Genomic DNA, 16,078 nt, shown 5'->3' on the forward strand with positions numbered 1-16,078 from the left:
GGGGCGGGGAGGGTTTACTGGTTCTTGCTGTCGATCTCGCGGACGGTGGCGTCCCAGGCCTCGGCCGGGGTCTTGCCGCTCTGCTCCATGAGCAGGACGCCGGTGCCGAAGGAACCGGTGAGGTCGCCGGAGCGCGGGCCGTTCTCGGCGGGCTTGATGGCCTTGGCGGCGGTGGAGAAGATCAGGCCGGTGGCGGCGTCGGGGCCGATGTAGGGGTTCTTGTAGTCGGTGACGCCGGGCAGGGTGTAGGCGGCCTGGTTGGCGGGGATGTTGCCGACCTTCTGGAAGACCTTGGCCTGCTGTGCGGGGGCGGTGAGCCAGGCGACGAGCTTCTTGGCCTCGTCGACGTTCTCGCCGGAGGCGGGGACGGCGAGGAAGGAGCCGCCCCAGTTGCCGGCGGCCGGGGCCTGGGCGATGTTCCACTTGCCCTTGTTGGCGGGGCCGGAGAACTGCTGGATGTTGGCCTGCTGCCAGGACGGGCAGACGGTGGTGGCGAAGGTCGACTTGGAGAACGCGGTCTGCCAGGGGGTGTCGAACATCTTCAGGCCCTGGCTGGTCTTGCCCTGGACGGCCTCGACGGCCAGGTCCCAGGCGGTCCTGACGCTGGCGGAGTCCTTGTAGGCGAGCTCGCCGTCCTTGTAGTACTGGACGGTGCTGCTGGAGACGACAGCGTTGAACAGTCCGCTGGCGCTGTCCATGAAGTAGGTGCCCTCGGGAGCCTTGGCCTGGTACTGCTTGGCCACGTCGACGAACTTCGTCCAGTCGCCGGCCCACAGCTTGCCGACCGACTCCGGGTCGGAGGGCAGGCCCGCGGCCTCGAAGAGGTCCTGGCGGTAGCAGATGGCCATGGGCCCGACGTCGGTGCCGAGGCCGATCGTTCTGCCGTCCTCGGTGGTGGCCTGGTCCCACTTCCAGGGCAGGTAGTCGGCCTTCTTGACACCGGGAGCGTCCTTCAGGTCGGCGAACGCCGGGGCGAGGTCCTCGCCGGTGGCCAGGGATATGCGGCCGACCTCCAGGGCCTGGACGTCGTCGAGGCCGCCGCCGGAGAGCCGGGTCTGCAGGGCGGTCCAGTAGTTGCCCTCGACGGTGGTCGGGTTCTCCTTGATGGTGATCCCGGGGTTCTGCTTCATGTACTCGTCGTAGAGGCCGGCCTCCTTGTACCCGAAGGTGCCGAAGGTACCGACGGTCAGGGTGGTGTTCCCGCCGGCGGCGCCCGAGTCGGAGGACGAGCAGCCGGCGAGGACGAGGGCGGAGGCCATCGCGGCGGAGGCGAGGACCGCGGCCCGGGTACGGACGCGCGGCATGGACGTGCGGGGCATGGCATCTCCTCGATGCGTCAGAAGAGGGGGTGCGCCGGAGAGGTGTCTCGCCTTCGAGGCGGTCGGCGCGGACGAACCGCCGGTGCGGGGGAGACGGTCTGCCTCCGGGGCCGCCTCCAGACTGGAAGCGCTTCCAAATGGTTCAGCGGAACCCTGCCGTCCTCTTGTCGGGGTGTCAAGAGGGCGCGACGGGGAGTTCGGAGCAGCGCCCGCCGGGAGATGGCCGGCGGGCGGCTCCTCAGGTGGTGGAGCGGGTGACCAGGCGGGTGGGGAGGAGCAGCGGGGTCGGTTCCCGCCCGTCTATGAGCGCGACGAGCATGCGCGCCATCTCCCGTCCGAGTGCCTCTATGGGCTGGTGGACCGTGGTCAGCGGAGGGTTGGCGATCTGGGCGACGACGAGGTCGTCGAAGCCGATCACCGCGACGTCGGCGGGGACGAGCCGGCCGGCCTGCCGAAGAGTGCGCAGCGCTCCCGCCCCCATGTTGTCGTTGGCGGCGAACACCCCGTCGATGCCGGGATCCCTCTCCAGCAGCGCGGCCATCGCGTCCGCTCCGCTGGGCTCGGTGAAGTCTCCCTCCCCCGGCGGAAGCGGTTCGAGGCCGGCCGCGAGCATGGCGTCGCGGTACCCGCGATGGCGGGCGCGCCCGACCTCGGTGTCCAGGCGCCCGCAGATCGTGGCCACGCGCGTCCGGCCGGCCGCGATCAGGTGCTCGGTCGCCTCACGCGCTCCCCCGGCGTTGTCGACGTCCACGAACCACCGGGGGTTCAGACCGACCGGGCGGCCGCCGAACACGACGGGCATGTCGGCGTCCTGGGCCATCTGCGCCAGCGGGTCGTCCTCGCGCAGGGCCATGAGCATGACGCCGTCGGCCCCCTTGGACCGCAGCAGCTGCTCCACCCGCTTGCGGCCCCGGTCGGAGGCGGCCAGACACAGCATCAGATGGAGGTCGGCCTCCTCCAGCGCACCGGTGGCCCCCACGATCACCTGGGCGAAGAACGGATCCGCGAAGATCGACGGATCCTCCCCCGAGACGATCAGGGCCGCCGCCCCGGTCTGGCGGGTCGCCAGCGCGCGAGCGGTCGGATTCGGGACGTATCCGAGCTCCAGAACGGCCCGCTCGACCGCCTCACGCTTGGCGCGGCTGACATGCGGGGCGTTGTTGAGCACACGGGAGGCCACCGAACGCGACACGCCGGCGAGCTCGGCCACCTCGTCGAGCGTGAACTGCCGACGCGGCACATCTACTGCCATGAACTTCAAGCCTTCTCTCGCAGCCGGACAGAAGAAGCCTCTCATCCCGCGCCGCCGCGCCGTCCGCTCGCCCGCCGGGCGGGGTGACCGCCGACGACGGGTGACCAGGAAACTGGGAGCGCTTCCAGTTCCAGGACTGTAAAGCCTCGCGGCGGCAATGTGAAGGGCGAGTTACGAAGGAACCCTTGACAGGCTGAACGGCGCGCCACACGATACCGGCCAACACCCCCAAGTTTCCGGACCGATTTGGGAGCGCTTCCAGTGGGAGCGCTCTCATGGACATCTGTCACTTGAGGTGTGTCGTCCCCGCCGGAGAGCCGCCGAGGGGACGCGGTCCGCGCACTTCCCTGTGCGCCGCACGCTCTGGACGAGAGCGTGCGGCGTACCCCCCGCCAGGAAACCGAGGTACCTTCATGCGCCGCCAGATCCGTGCCCTCACGGCAGCCCTGATCGCGCTGCCGTTGACGCTCACCGTCGCGCCGTCCGCACACGCCGCCGACCCCACGACGATGACCAGCGGCTTCTACGTCGACCCGAACTCCACCGTGCGGCAGTGGGTCGCGGCGAACCCCGCCGACGGCCGCACGCCCGCGATCCGCGCGTCCGTCGCCGACACCCCGATGGCCCGGTGGTTCGGTGCCTGGAGCGGCAGCATCGGCACCGCCACCGGCGCGTACGTGGGAGCGGCCGACCACGGGGACAAGCTGCCCGTGCTCGTCGCGTACAACATCTACCACCGCGACTACTGCGGCGGGCACTCCGCGGGCGGCGCCGCCTCGCCGGCCGCCTACGCGACCTGGATCGCCGAGTTCGCCGGCGGGATCGGCCAGCGCCCGGCCGTCGTCGTCCTCGAACCCGACTCCCTCGGGGACTACGGCTGCATGAACCAGGCGCAGATCAGCGAACGCGAGGGCATGATCACCCGCGCCCTCGCCGAATTCACCCGCCAGACGCCCAACGCGTGGGTCTACCTCGACGCCGGCAACCCCGGCTGGGGCAGCCCCGCCACCGTGGCCCAGCGACTTCACGGCGCCGGCCTCCGACAGGCCCGCGGCTTCGCGCTGAACATCTCCAACTACTACACGACCGCCGAGAACGCCGCCTACGCCAACGCCATCAACGCCGAGCTCAGCGCCCGCTACGGCTACACCAGGCCGTTCGTCGTCGACACCAGCCGCAACGGCAACGGATCCAACGGCCAGTGGTGCAACCCCGCGGGCCGCCGTATCGGCACCCCCACCCAGAAGGGCGGAGGCGCCGAGATGCTCCTGTGGATCAAGACGCCCGGCGAGTCCGACGGCAACTGCGGCGTCGGAGCCGGCTCCTCGGCCGGACAGTTCCTCCCCGAAGTGGCCTACAGGATGATCCACGGCTACTGACCCCGGACTCCTGGGGCCCCGGCCCGTCCAAGCCCGGCAACCGGGCCCCAGGCACCCTCCGCCGGCCGGACCGCGCAGCCGTTCGCCGCTGCCCGGTCCGGCCTTCGGCGGACCCTCCCTACCCCCGCCCCTGGCTAGGAGCCACCATGCAACCGCCCCTCCTCCTGCGCCGCGCTGGCGCCGCGATCGCCGCGCTCGGCGTCTGCGCCGCCCTCACCTCGGCGCAGGCGCAGGCCGCTCCCTTGCCCACGACCGCCACGCAGAAGCTGATCACACCGGCCACCGAGTTCTACGTGGACCCGCGGAGCAAGGCCGCCGAGCAGGCCCTCACCGACCTCAAGAACGGCGACCTCGCCGACGCCGCCAACATGGCCAGACTCGCCAGCTGGCCGCAGGCCAAGTGGTTCACCGAAGGAACCCCCGCCCAGGTCCGCGCCGAGGTCGGCAAGCTCGCGCGCAAGGCCCGGGCCACGGGCACCACCCCCGTCATGGTCGCCTACAACGTGCCCGGCCGGGACTGCACCCAGTACTCCAGCGGCGGCGCCGCGTCCTCCGCCGCCTATCGGCAGTGGATCGACGCCTTCGCCGCCGGCATCGGCGACGGCGAGGCCGTCGTCATCGTCGAACCCGACGGCCTCGCCCTCGTGCCCAGCGACTGCGGACCCACCACCGACCCCACCGGCGAGCTGACCGCCGCCCGCCTCGCCGACCTCGCCTACGCGGTCGAGGCCCTCAAGGCCAAGCCCCGCACCGCGGTCTACCTCGACGCCGGCAACGTCCAGTGGCGCCTCGTCGGCGACATGGCACAGCGCCTGCTCGACTCCGGCGTCCAGCACAGCGACGGCTTCGCCCTCAACGTGTCCAACACCCACCCCACCGACCACAACGCCCGCTACGGCGCCTGGATATCCCAGTGCATGTGGTTCGCCACCAAGGGCCCCGACTGGGCGCGCGGCCACGCCGACCAGTGTGCCAACCAGTACTACTCCTCCGCCGCCCCCAACGACGGCACCCCCGGCAACTCCGTCTCCGCCACCGACCCCGCCACCTGGCGCTGGACCGACGCCTGGTTCGACCAGAACGTCGGCAACGTGCCGGCCGACGAACTCCAGCACTTCGTCATCGACACCAGCCGCAACGGCCTGGGCGCCTGGACCCCCGCGCCCGGCAAGTACAGCGGTGACGCGGAGCCCTGGTGCAACGCTCCCGGCCGCGGCATCGGCCCCCGGCCCACCCCCGACACCGGGACCCCGCTCATCGACGCCTACCTCTGGATCAAGGTCCCCGGTGAGTCCGACGGCAGCTGCACCCGCAACACCGGCGGCACCATCGACCCCGAGTACGGCATCGTCGACCCGCCCGCCGGCACCTGGTGGCCCGACTACGTCCACGGCCTCGCCCGCAACGCGGCACCCCGCCTGACGTTCAACCACTGAGCACCGCTCACCCCCTGATCGTGGCCGTCCACAGGCACCCGTCCGCCCGTGGCCGGCCCCGTCCAGCCCGCCGTCATGCAGTACGTCCGGCTCTCCGGCCCACAACCTGACTTCAGCGGACACGTGTGCGGATCAATCACCGGTTCGGGCGAGTGGGCCTGAGGCGGCAGACGCGGGCCTGCGTCCGCGGCCGGCTCGGCCCGGTGGGCCGGAGGAACAGCCGGCAGCCGGCTGAGCATGCGGGCCACCGCAGCCCCGCGGGCCTGCGGAACCCACTGGGGTCACGGTCTCAGCCGCTGTCCGGGCCGGTGCGGCCCGGTTCCGGGACCGGCGGCCGGGGCCCCGGCCCGGTGCGGGTCCTCCTTCCGTGCCGTCCGCCCGATCGACTCCACGAGCGGCAGCAGCCGGTGCGGGACCCGTTCGCGCAGCGCCACCTCGGTGCGGGTGCGCACCACGCCCGGCAGGCTGATCAGCTTCTGGATCACGTCCTCCAGGTGCTCGTTGTCGCGCGCCACGACCCGGGTGAGCAGATCGCCGCCGCCCGTGATCGAGAACGCCTCGACGATCTCCGGTACGGCGGCCAGCGCGTCGCCCACCTCGTCCAGGTGGCCCTGGGTGACCTCGATGTGCACGAACGCCAGCACCGGGTGGCCGAGCGCGGCGGCGGACAGCGCCGGACCCGTGCCGGTGATCACACCGTCCCGCTCCAGCCGGTCCAGGCGGGCCTGGAGGGTACCGCGGGCCACTCCGAGGACGCGGGCGTACTCGCGCACGCTCGTCCGCGGCTCCTCCAGCAGCAGACGCAGGATGCGGGTGTCCAGCTCGTCCACGGCCACGGTCCCGTCCCCTCCTCTTGATCGCTTGACGACTGTACCCATGGCCCGGCCCGCCGCCTCCGCACCGAGCCGGCCGACGTGGTCCGTTGGCCCGGTGACGGCTCGCCAGGCAGGCACTGTGCTGGGCCATTGGCCCAGTACATCACGAGGCACTTGAGCCAGTGGCGGACATAGTGCTGTCATGGAGGCGTCGATGGCGCTGCGGATCCCCGCGGCGCCTTTCTCGTGCCGTACGGAGCAGGGGGCGGGAAGCCGTGCTGAAGAGGGTGTTCGTGGCGTCGGACCCGGGACGGGCGCGGCTGCGCTTCGCCGCGCGGGCCGTGCTCGGCATCGGTCTCGCGGTCGTCGTGTGCGGTCTCGCGGGCCACTCCCTGGTCGGCGCCGTCACCGGAGGGCTGGCCGCGTTGCTCGCCCTGTTCACGGTCACGGACGCCACCGTGCGGGGGCAGGCCGTCACGACCGCGCTGCTGCCCGCCGTCGGGCTGCCGGTGCTGGCCGCCGCGGCCGGCCTGCACGAGCACCCCGTGGCCCGTGGTCTCACCTTCCTCGCGGTGGTCGGCGCGGGCGTCTACGCCCGTCGCTGGGGGCCGCGCGGGCACAGCCTGGGCGTGTTCGCGTTCATGACCTTCTTCATCGCGCAGTTCCTCCAGGCCACGCCCGGTCAGCTGCCCGAGCTGTCGGCCGCCGTGGTGCTGTCCGTGCTCAGCGCGGCCGCGGTGCGCTTCGGGCTGTGGTGCTACGAGCGCGGCAGGCCCCCGGCGCCGGCGGCCGCCCCGCCGGGCGGCACCGGTCTGTCCCGGGTCACCACCCGGCAGGCGGTCCAGGCGACCGTGGGCGCGGGCTTCGCGCTCGTGGTGGGCCAGCTGGTGTCCGCGGAACGCTGGTACTGGGCCGTCGGCGCCACCTGGTGGATCTTCGTCAACACCGCCTCGCGCGGCGAGACCCTGGTCCGCGGCTTCCGCCGGCTGCTCGGCACGGTGCTCGGGATCGGCCTCGGCCTGCTGGTCGCCGTCCCCCTGGACGGCGCCGTCGTCCCGTCGGCCGCGCTCGTCGCCGTGTGCGTGTTCGGCATCTTCTACACCGCCGCCGTGTCGTACACCTGGATGATGCTCTGCGTCACGCTGCTCGCCGAGCTGCTCTACGGGCTGCTGGACCTGCTCCGGCCCGCCCTGCTCGCCCTGCGGCTGGCCGAGACCGGTATCGGGGCGCTGGGCGCCGCGCTGGCCGTGCTCCTCGTCCTGCCGGTCACCACCCACGCCGTCAACGACGCCTGGATCCAGCGCGCCCTGCGCTGCGTCCACGCCTGCACCGCCGAGGCCGCGGCGCGCCTGGCCGGCGACACCGCCGCCGACCCGGCGTCCCGGGTGGCCGAACTCGAGCAGCTGCTCGGCCGGGTACGGCTCGCGCTCGCCCCGCTCGTCCACCCGCTGAACCCGATGCCGGCCCGCAAGCGGCGCGCCCGGCAGGTGATCGCCCTGCTCGACGACTGCGCCCGCGAGATCCGCGGCCTGGTCAACGTGGCCGCCGACCCGGAGGCCTCCCACGACGTCCGCCTGACCGCCGCCTGCTGGCGGGTGCAGGCCGCGGTGGAGGCGCTGACGGACGGTACGGCGCGGCAGACCGTCTCCCTCGCCCCCGAGCCGCCCGCGGCCGAACCGGCCCTGGCCCACCTGCACGGACTGGAGCGCGCCCTGGCGGAACTCGCCACGCCCCTGCGCACGCCGTCCCGGTCCCCGCTGGTCGGCGCCTGAGCGGCCCGCGCGGCGGTCCCGGTGTCACGGTCACAGGAGGCGGCTCGCGCCGGTGACGGCTTTCTCCGTTCTGGTCTAGACCGCACCGGATCAACTGCTAGCGTCGGCCGCGGCACCCGACGACGGAGAGGGGACAGCGGTGGCGGACGGCGGGCGGGCGTTCATCGGGTCGTTCACGGCGGCCGGCGGCCCCGGTGTGGTGACGGCGGCCGTTGACCCGGCCGACGGTGCCCTCACGGTGCTGAGCAGCCTGGACGGCGTACCCGACCCCTCCTACCTCGCCCTCGCGCCCGGCGGCGGCACCCTCTACGCGGTCAGCGAGACCTCCGCCGGCGCGGTCGCCGCGTACCGGGTCACCCGCGGCGGACTCGAACGGGCCGGCCGGCCGGTCCCCGTGGACGGCGACGGGCCGACCCACCTCAGTGTCTTCGCCGGTCACGTCCTGACCGCCAACTACGGTTCCGGCAGCGTCACCGCCCTGCCGCTGGGCCCCGACGGCACCCTCGCCGCCGCCCCGTCCGGCGTCCTCCGGCACACCGGTTCCGGCCCGCACGGCCCTCGCCAGCGGGGCCCGCACGCCCACCAGGTGCAGCCCGACCCGAGCGGGCGCTGGATCGTCAGCGTCGACCTGGGCACGGATTCCGTACGGGTGTGCACGCTCAAGGAGGGCGGCCTCGTCCTGCACCGGGAGACCGCCCTGCGCCCCGGCTCCGGACCCCGCCACCTGGCCTTCCACCCCGGCGGCCGGTACGCCTACGTGGTGAACGAACTCACGCCGACCGTCACCGTCTGCCGCTGGGACGCCTCGGACGGCATTCTGAAGCCGCTCACCGAGACGCCGGTACTGCCGGGCAGCCCGGCCGGGGACGCCTATCCCTCGGGCATCGCCGCCTCGCCCGACGGCCGCTTCCTGTGGACCGCGACCCGCGGGGAGGACGTGCTGTCGGTGTTCGCCGTCGAGGGGGACGGGCTGCGCCTGACCGGGACGGTGCCGTGCGGCGGCCACTGGCCCCGGGCGATCACCGTCTCGGGAGGCTTCCTGTACGTGGCGAACGAGCGCTCCGGCGACGTGACGTGGTTCGCCGTCGACGCGGACACGGGGCTGCCCCGGCGGACCGGCTCCGTCGACGTGACGGCGGCGTCGTGCGCGGTGTTCGGCTGAGCGGGGCCGGACTGCGGGCGGTTCGGTGCCCGGTGCCGGGGGAGGGCTGGTTCGGCTGGCGGGTGCCGGAGGCGAAGTCCGGGTGATGGCTGGGCCGGGTGCCGCGTGCCGGGTGCCGGGTGCGGTGTGCCGGGTGGTGGCCGGTTCGGCCGGTCGGGGCCGGGCTGCGGCCGGTGCCGTGACGGGTGTCGAGCAGCGGTCGGTTCGGTGCGGGGGCCGGGGCCGGTTCGGCTGAACCGTGCCGGTACACGGCCGAGGGCCCGTCCCGGAGTGCGGGGCGGGCCCTCGGCCGTACGGCACGGCCGTGCGGGGTCAGCGCACCGGCGCGCCCTGCGGCTGCTGCGGGGCGATGCCCAGCGCCGTCGTGTACTTGGCCAGCGCGAGCTTGCCGATCGCCGGGTACGGGCCGAGCGCCTCGGCGGCGGGGCAGCCGGCCTCCTTCGCGGCCTCCTCGATCAGGCCCGGGTCGATCTCGGGGCCGATCAGGTAGGGGGCCAGTGCCAGTTGCTGTGAGCCCGAGGAGCGCAACTGCTCGGCCACGGACGCGATCGAGCCCTCCTGGTCGAGGGCGGCCGCCATCACCGGCACGGCCAGCCGCGCGGCGAGCAGCATGCCGGTGATCCCGGCCGCCTGCACGGCCTCCTCGCCGCCCACGGAGGCCAGGATGATGCCGTCCGCGGCGGTCGCCACGGTGAACAGCCGGGCGCGGTCGGCGCGGGCCAGACCCGCCTCCGACAGCCGCACGTGCAGCGCCTCGGCGAGCAGCGGGTGCGGGCCGAGCACGTCGGTCAGTTCGGCGGCGACCCGGCTGTCCATCACGGCCTGGCGCACCTGGCGCAGCAGCGCGCTGTCCGGACCGGCCAGCAGCGGCACCACCACGGCGACGGGGCCGTCGGGCTCCTTGACGTCCACCCCGGCGGCCAGCGCGTGCTCGTAACGGGCGGTGCGCTCGTCGGCGGCGTGTGCCAGCACGGCCTGCACGGTGGGGTACTTCGAGCCGTCCCCGTCGACGTAACCGATCCGCGCGTCCAGGCCGGGGAGCTCGGAGCGGGCGATGCTCACGACCTCCTCGGCGAGACCGCGCGTGGTGGCGCTGGGCGTGCCCGGCACCGCGAGGACGAGCGCGGGCGCGCCCTCGGGAGCCGCCAGCGGCTCGGGTCGGCGGTGCCGCCCGGGCTGGCGGGGGCGCGGCATTCGTACTGGCAGGCCGGACGCGGGCCCAGTGGGGGAGCTCATGGCGCCGCATGTTACTGGTTTACCCGGTTCCCCTGTTCGGGGAGGGGGCAGGTGAGCGGTATCCGTCCGGTTTTGTCTGATGAGTTACCCGCGGGGTGGACGTGATCAGCGGGTTTCTGCGCGAGGCCGGCGGGTCGCGGGGCGTCGGGTGCGGAACGAAGGGGGGGCAAGCCGGAGATTCAGCCGTCCGGTGCGGTCACCGCGAACAGCATCTTCCGGTCACGCGGCAGGGTGAGCGTCCCGGTCGCCAACGCTGTCGCGATCCGTACCGAGCCGTGCAGCGGGTCGCCCTCCGCAGGGACCCGCCGGGCGTGCGGCAGCCGCTCGGCCAGTTCCTCGCCGAGGGGGCCGAGGAGCGCGGCGCCCATCGTGAACAGTCCGCCCGTCAGGGCCACTTCGGGTGCGCCTTCGGCCGGGCAGACGGCGGCTGCGGAGTCCGCGATGTGCCGGGCCGCCGCCCGCAGGACGGCCACCGCCACCGGGTCGCCCTCGGCGGCGCAGGCCGCCACCCGAGGCGCGAAGGAGGCGAGGACGGCGGGGCGGTCCGGACGCGGATAGAGGCTGCCGGGCAGCCCCGCCGCCGGGCCGAACAACTCGACGGCGCACTCCAGCAGCCGGGGCGAGCCGCCCTCCCGTCCGTCGTACGCGCGCAACGCGGCCTCCAGTCCGGCGCGGCCGATCCAGGCGCCACCGCCGCAGTCGCCCAGGAGATGTCCCCAGCCGTCCGCCCGCCGCCAGCGTGCCAGATCGGTGCCGACGGCGATCAGTCCCGTGCCGGCGGCGACGACGGCGCCCGGCCGCGGCCCCAGGGCGCCCGCGTACGCGGTGACCGCGTCGGCGGCGAGCGCCACCGTCCGGATCCCGCACTCCCGGCGCAGCGCGCCCGGAAGCCCGGCCCGCAGGGCGTCACCGAGCGTGCTGAAGCCGGCCGCGCCGACCACCGCCGTGCCGAGCGCCGGAACCCCGGCCTCGACGGTCAACGCCCGCACCCACGGCAGCAGTCGCTCCAGCAGGTGCCCGGCGTCGATCCCTCCGGAGCCCGTCCGCACCGGCACAGTGGACTCCCGCACCGCGAGCGGCCCCCGCGCCACGTCCCCGACGACGGCCCGGAGCCCGGAGCCGCCCGAGTCGACGGCGAGGAAACCACCGGCGCCCGCGGGAAGGGAGCCCGCGTCCGTCACGGCAGACGCCAGTCCACCGGCTGACCCCCCTGGCGCACGAGCAGGTCGTTGGCGCGGCTGAACGGGCGCGAGCCGAAGAAGCCGCGGTCGGCCGACATGGGGGAGGGGTGGGCGGACTCCACCGCGGGGAGGTCGCCGAGCAGGGGGCGGAGGTTGCGGGCGTCCCGGCCCCAGAGGATGGACACCAGCGGCTTGCCGCGCGCGGCCAGCGCGCGTATGGCCTGCTCGGTGACCTCCTCCCAGCCCTTGCCCCGGTGCGCGGCCGGACGCCTCGGGGCCGTGGTGAGCGCCCTGTTGAGCAGCAGCACGCCCTGCCGGGTCCACGGCGTCAGGTCGCCGCCGGACGGCTGGGGGAGCCCCAGGTCGGCGTTGAGCTCCCGGAAGATGTTGATCAGGCTGCCGGGCAGCGGGCGCACCTCGGGCGCGACGGAGAAGGACAGCCCCACGGCGTGCCCCGGAGTGGGATAGGGGTCCTGTCCCACGATCAGGACGCGTACCTCGTCGAAGGGTTGCTGGAAGGCGCGCAGGACATTCGGTCCGGCCGGGAGATAGGTGCGTCCCGCGGCGATCTCCGCGCGCAGGAAGTCACCCATCTCCGCGATCCGCCCGGCCACGGGCTCCAGGGCCTGCGCCCAGCCGGCTTCGACGATTTCATGCAAGGGTCGTGGTGCCACGGCGTCACCCTACTGCCGCACGGACAGCGGCGATCAACCAGTGGCCGGCGCAGGACAGTCGCGTCCCCCCGGTACGCCTCGTCCCGCACGCCTCATCCGGCCACCGCGGCCCGCACGCACAGCACGTCCGGCAGGTGCGACGCCAACTGCCGCCAGCTGTCGCCGTCGTCGGCCGACGCGTACACCTCGCCGTTGCGGTTGCCGAAGTAGACGCCCGCCGGGTCCGCGTCGTCGGTGCACAGCGCGTCGCGCAGCACCGTGCCGTAATGGTCCTCCTGCGGCAGTCCCGCCGTCAGCGGCTCCCACGACCTGCCCGCGTCGGCGGTGCGGAAGACACGGCAGCGCCGCTCGGCGGGCACCCGGTCGGAGTCCGCGTTGATGGGGAAGACGTACGCCGTCTCCGCGCGGCGCGGATGGGCCGCGACGGCGAAACCGAACGTGGAGGGCAGGCCGGCGCCGATGTCGGTCCAGTGCGCGCCCGCGTCGTCGCTGCGGTACACACCCCAGTGGTTCTGCAGATACAGCCGGTCCGGGGTCCCCGCGTCCTGTGCGATCTTGTGCACGCACTGGCCGAACTCCGGGTCGGGGTCGGGCAGGAACACCGCGGAGACCCCGGAGTTGGACGGGGTCCAGCCGGCACCGCCGTCCGTCGTGCGGAACACGCCGGCCGTCGACACCGCGACCGTCACGGCCTTGGGGTCGCGCTTGTCGGTGACCACGGTGTGCAAACCCTCACCGCCGCCGCCCGGCACCCACTGCGAGCGCGTCGGGTGCTCCCACAGCGGACGCACCAGCTCGAAGGTCTCCCCCCTGTCCACCGAGCGGTACAGCGCGGCCGGCTCCGTGCCCGCGTAGATCACGCCGGGCTCCGCGGCCGCCGGGTGCAGCTGCCACACGCGCTCCAGCGAAGCGCCCGTGTCCTTGGGAAACCGCACGGCCGGCCGTGCGGGTTCGGTCCAGGTGCGGCCGAGGTCGTCGGAGTGGAACACCGACGGCCCCCAGTGGCTGCTGTCGCCGCCGGCCAGCAGCCGCGGGGTGGCGCCGCGGGTGTCGATGGCGACCGAGTACACGGCCTGTGCGTTGAAGTAAGGGCTGTCGTCGAACTCCCAGGCGCCACCGCGCCGGCGTCCGATGAACAGACCTTTGCGCGTGCCCACGGCGAGCAGTACTTCGGTCATGCCGATCACCTCCGCGACATCCTTGTCCCAGACACCGGCCAGTCTGCACCCCGCCACTGACAGTCACCCCCGCACATGGCGTCGCCGCAGGTCAGCGCGGTGTCGCCAGATGCGGGGGCGCAGGTCCGCGCGGGGTCGCCGGGGCCTCGGTCCCGCATCCCGCGGGGCCGCCGTGAGCGGCCGCGCGCCGTCAGCCGTATGGGAGGGCGGCCGACGAGGTTCCCGAGCCGACGAGGAGGAAGCCCGCGATGGCGTTGCGTGGTCCGAGGGTGTGGCTGTGGCGCTGGCGGCGCAATCCGCTCAGGCGCCGCTCCGACCGGGTGGAGGCCTGGGCGCTGCTGGGCGTCTGGGTGCTGTCCGCACTGGCCGGGGTGGCCGCCGGGCTGACGGTGAGCCGGACCGTGGAGGAGCAGCTGGCCCGGGAACGCGTCGAGTGGCGTCCGGCCGAGGCGCGGCTGACCGGGCCGGCGCCCGGACCGTCCCCCGCGCGGTCCGGCGCGTCGCGCGCCGCGCAGGTGCCGGCCGAGCCGGTGTGGGCCGAGGTGCGCTGGACGGCGCCGGACGGCTCCGGCCGCACCGGTCAGGCCCGGGTGCGGCCCGGCAGCCCCGCCGGCACACCGGTCACCGTCTGGACGGACCGGCGGGGCCGGCTGGTGACCGAGCCGACCGGTCCGTCCCAGGCCCGGGTGCGCGCCGCCCTGACCGGCGCGGTCGCGGGCGCCGGCCCGGCCGCCGTGCCGGTCGCCGGCGGCCGCTGCCTGCGGGGCCACGTGGAACGCCGCCGTCTGGACCGGTGGGAGGCGGACTGGTCCCGCTTCGACGCGCTGCGGCGGCGGCAGAGGGGCTGAGCGGCGAGGGTCCGCGTCTGGCCGGGCGGGGCGGCAGCCGTTCGGACGCGCGCGGCCCAGGCCCGCGTCTGGCCGGGTGGGGGCAGGCGGCACGCGCTCGGACACGTGTGTCCGGAGTTCGCGTCCGGTCGGGCGCGGGCAGCAGTCGCTCCTGCGCGCGTGTGCCCTGGCTTCGCATCTCCGCCGGGCGGGGCACAGCTTCCGTTTCGACGCGCGCGTGGCCCCAGGTCCCGCGTCGGGCGGGGGCGGCAGCCGTTCGGACGTACACGTGCCCCCCGGCTCCGCCTCGGGTCGGGCGCGGGCAGCAGTCGGCTCCCGCGGCACGCTCGCCGCGCTCTGCGGGGCGCTCCTGTCGCTGCTCGCGGTGAGCCGGACCCCGGCGGCCGCCGACTCACCCGCCACCGGCCGGACCCGCACCCGCTACGGCGGCACCGGTGACCGCGCCCCGGTGGAGGCCGTCAGCCTCCACGGCGTCGGCCACGACCTCTGCGCCCGGGGCAGGGGCGCCCGCGTGCCCGCCTTCTCCGGCCTCTACGGCACCGGCCCGGCACCGGGGCCCCGGCCGTCACCCGCCGGGTGACGGCCACGCCCGGCGCCCGGAGCACCGGCCTCACGGCCCCGGTGGCGATCACCGCACCGGTACCACGGCGACCGAGGGCCGGCGACTGTCCTCGCCCTGCCCGCCGGGCAGACGAGCACCAACGGCTGGGGCGCCACCCGCACGCCCGGAACGGGAGCCGTGACGGCGGTGCACGCCTCGTACAACGTCACGACCGCCCCGAACGGCAGCGTCGGCATCGGCTGTCGGGCGAGCCGCACCGGCGACAGCCGGCCGCCCACCGCCTGCACACACAACGGGACCGCCTGCACGGCGGGTTGAGACCCGCCGAGTACGGCCGACCGCCGGTGGCCCGCTCGGCCCCGGCCCGACGTGTGCCCCTCCCCGTGGTCCACCGCCGCCCCTCAGCCCCGCGGCGACCGGTCCCTCCACGCCCCCCCTGGAACCCGAAGCGCGGTTTGTCCGAGTTTCCGCCCTTCGCGTGGGTGACACCTTGTATCAAGGGAACACGGCGGGGTGAGAGACGGATCTGCCAGGGAGCGTGAGTGTCATGGCACGGCAGAAGACCTCAGCCGAGCTCCCGGCACCGCTGCGTGCACCCGTGACGGCGTTGCGCAGGATGCCCGGGGCCGGGATGGTGACCAAGGCGGCCGGTGGCGCGCTGGACGTGGTCGGCGCCGTGTCGCCGCGCGGCCGGCGCGTCGCCGTGTACACCGGGGCCGGGCTCCTCGGAGTCGCGGGCGTGGTCGAGTGGCCCGTGGCCCTCACAGTGGCGGGCGTGGCCTGGCTGACCCAGCCCAGGCCCGGCCACGAGGACGACGGGGCGGCCGCCCCGTCGGACGGCGGCGGCACGGCGTCCGCCACGCCGGCCACGGCCGGGCGCACGCCGTCCAGCCGCGCGAGGACGGCGGCCACCGCCGGGCGGACCACGTCCGGCGGCCGCAGGACGGCCGCCGCCGGGCGGACCACGTCCGGCGGTGCGAAGACGGCGGGCGCCGGCCGGCGTACGACGTCGACGAGCAGGCGTACGACGGCCACCGCTGGGAAGTCGGGAGCGGCCGGCGGACGGAGCGCGACCAGCGGCGGCCGGCGCAAGGCGACCACCGGCGGCGGATAGGAAACGGCGGGCCGGAGGGCCGGTCACCGGCCCGCCCGACGGACGAGCAAAGGGCGTGACATGGGGCTTTGGCTGACGGGCCCATCGGCGGCCGTCTCCGGCATCGTCATGGCCGGGCCGCGCCTGCTGGCGCGCGGCACCGCGCCCGCC

General features: G+C 74.6%; 15 protein-coding genes. 8 read left to right on the top strand and 7 right to left on the bottom strand.

Features of this window, described 5'->3' with window-relative positions; translation table 11 throughout:
- Positions 1-14: 14 nt before the first annotated feature.
- Positions 15-1,319, bottom strand: coding sequence for an ABC transporter substrate-binding protein (locus tag ACFF45_RS30245; RefSeq protein ID WP_381349926.1), 1,305 nt, complete (start codon positions 1,317-1,319; stop codon positions 15-17).
- 238 nt (positions 1,320-1,557) lie between these two features.
- The gene (locus ACFF45_RS30250) at positions 1,558-2,571 is read right to left on the bottom strand and encodes a LacI family DNA-binding transcriptional regulator (RefSeq protein ID WP_381349927.1); all 1,014 of its coding nucleotides are present in this window, start codon (positions 2,569-2,571) and stop codon (positions 1,558-1,560) included.
- Between the two features lie 413 nt (positions 2,572-2,984).
- On the opposite strand from ACFF45_RS30250, the gene ACFF45_RS30255 reads away from it, so the two are divergent.
- Positions 2,985-3,950: a glycoside hydrolase family 6 protein gene (locus ACFF45_RS30255; RefSeq protein WP_381349928.1), complete on the top strand. Its 966-nt coding sequence runs from the start codon at positions 2,985-2,987 to the stop codon at positions 3,948-3,950.
- A 146-nt stretch (positions 3,951-4,096) separates the two neighbouring features.
- Positions 4,097-5,386: a glycoside hydrolase family 6 protein gene (locus tag ACFF45_RS30260; RefSeq protein WP_381349929.1), complete on the top strand. Its 1,290-nt coding sequence runs from the start codon at positions 4,097-4,099 to the stop codon at positions 5,384-5,386.
- A 281-nt stretch (positions 5,387-5,667) separates the two neighbouring features.
- Here ACFF45_RS30260 and ACFF45_RS30265 read toward each other — a convergent pair whose 3' ends face one another.
- Positions 5,668-6,222, bottom strand: coding sequence for an Lrp/AsnC family transcriptional regulator (locus ACFF45_RS30265; RefSeq protein WP_381349930.1), 555 nt, complete (start codon positions 6,220-6,222; stop codon positions 5,668-5,670).
- A 254-nt stretch (positions 6,223-6,476) separates the two neighbouring features.
- On the opposite strand from ACFF45_RS30265, the gene ACFF45_RS30270 reads away from it, so the two are divergent.
- Both ACFF45_RS30270 and ACFF45_RS30275 read left to right on the top strand, forming a co-directional pair.
- Positions 6,477-7,973 (top strand): FUSC family protein, encoded by a 1,497-nt coding sequence (locus ACFF45_RS30270; RefSeq protein ID WP_381349931.1) that lies wholly within the window; start codon positions 6,477-6,479, stop codon positions 7,971-7,973.
- Between the two features lie 139 nt (positions 7,974-8,112).
- Entirely contained in the window at positions 8,113-9,135 is a 1,023-nt protein-coding gene (locus tag ACFF45_RS30275) for a lactonase family protein (RefSeq protein ID WP_381349932.1), read from the top strand.
- Between the two features lie 312 nt (positions 9,136-9,447).
- Here the strand turns inward: ACFF45_RS30275 and ACFF45_RS30280 are convergent, their stop codons facing one another.
- From ACFF45_RS30280 to ACFF45_RS30295, 4 genes are all read right to left on the bottom strand, one after another.
- Positions 9,448-10,371 (bottom strand): sirohydrochlorin chelatase, encoded by a 924-nt coding sequence (locus ACFF45_RS30280; RefSeq protein ID WP_381349933.1) that lies wholly within the window; start codon positions 10,369-10,371, stop codon positions 9,448-9,450.
- A gap of 179 nt (positions 10,372-10,550) precedes the next feature.
- Complete coding sequence (locus ACFF45_RS30285; protein WP_381349934.1) at positions 10,551-11,552, bottom strand: N-acetylglucosamine kinase; 1,002 nt, start codon at positions 11,550-11,552, stop codon at positions 10,551-10,553.
- Positions 11,549-12,226: a uracil-DNA glycosylase gene (locus tag ACFF45_RS30290; protein WP_381349935.1), complete on the bottom strand. Its 678-nt coding sequence runs from the start codon at positions 12,224-12,226 to the stop codon at positions 11,549-11,551. The genes ACFF45_RS30285 and ACFF45_RS30290 overlap by 4 nt, the downstream gene beginning before the upstream one ends.
- Before the next feature lie 92 nt (positions 12,227-12,318).
- The gene (locus ACFF45_RS30295) at positions 12,319-13,404 is read right to left on the bottom strand and encodes a WD40/YVTN/BNR-like repeat-containing protein (RefSeq protein ID WP_381349936.1); all 1,086 of its coding nucleotides are present in this window, start codon (positions 13,402-13,404) and stop codon (positions 12,319-12,321) included.
- 248 nt (positions 13,405-13,652) lie between these two features.
- Here ACFF45_RS30295 and ACFF45_RS30300 point away from each other — a divergent pair, with 248 nt between their 5' ends.
- From ACFF45_RS30300 to ACFF45_RS30315, 4 genes are all read left to right on the top strand, one after another.
- The gene (locus ACFF45_RS30300) at positions 13,653-14,252 is read left to right on the top strand and encodes an Rv1733c family protein (protein ID WP_381349937.1); all 600 of its coding nucleotides are present in this window, start codon (positions 13,653-13,655) and stop codon (positions 14,250-14,252) included.
- 268 nt (positions 14,253-14,520) lie between these two features.
- Complete coding sequence (locus ACFF45_RS30305; RefSeq protein WP_381349939.1) at positions 14,521-14,832, top strand: hypothetical protein; 312 nt, start codon at positions 14,521-14,523, stop codon at positions 14,830-14,832.
- A 96-nt stretch (positions 14,833-14,928) separates the two neighbouring features.
- Positions 14,929-15,132 (top strand): cellulose binding domain-containing protein, encoded by a 204-nt coding sequence (locus tag ACFF45_RS30310; RefSeq protein WP_381349942.1) that lies wholly within the window; start codon positions 14,929-14,931, stop codon positions 15,130-15,132.
- A gap of 229 nt (positions 15,133-15,361) precedes the next feature.
- Entirely contained in the window at positions 15,362-15,928 is a 567-nt protein-coding gene (locus ACFF45_RS30315) for a hypothetical protein (protein WP_381349940.1), read from the top strand.
- Positions 15,929-16,078 lie beyond the last annotated feature (150 nt).

The organism is Streptomyces cinereospinus (assembly GCF_042430725.1).
Taxonomy (GTDB): domain Bacteria; phylum Actinomycetota; class Actinomycetes; order Streptomycetales; family Streptomycetaceae; genus Streptomyces; species Streptomyces cinereospinus.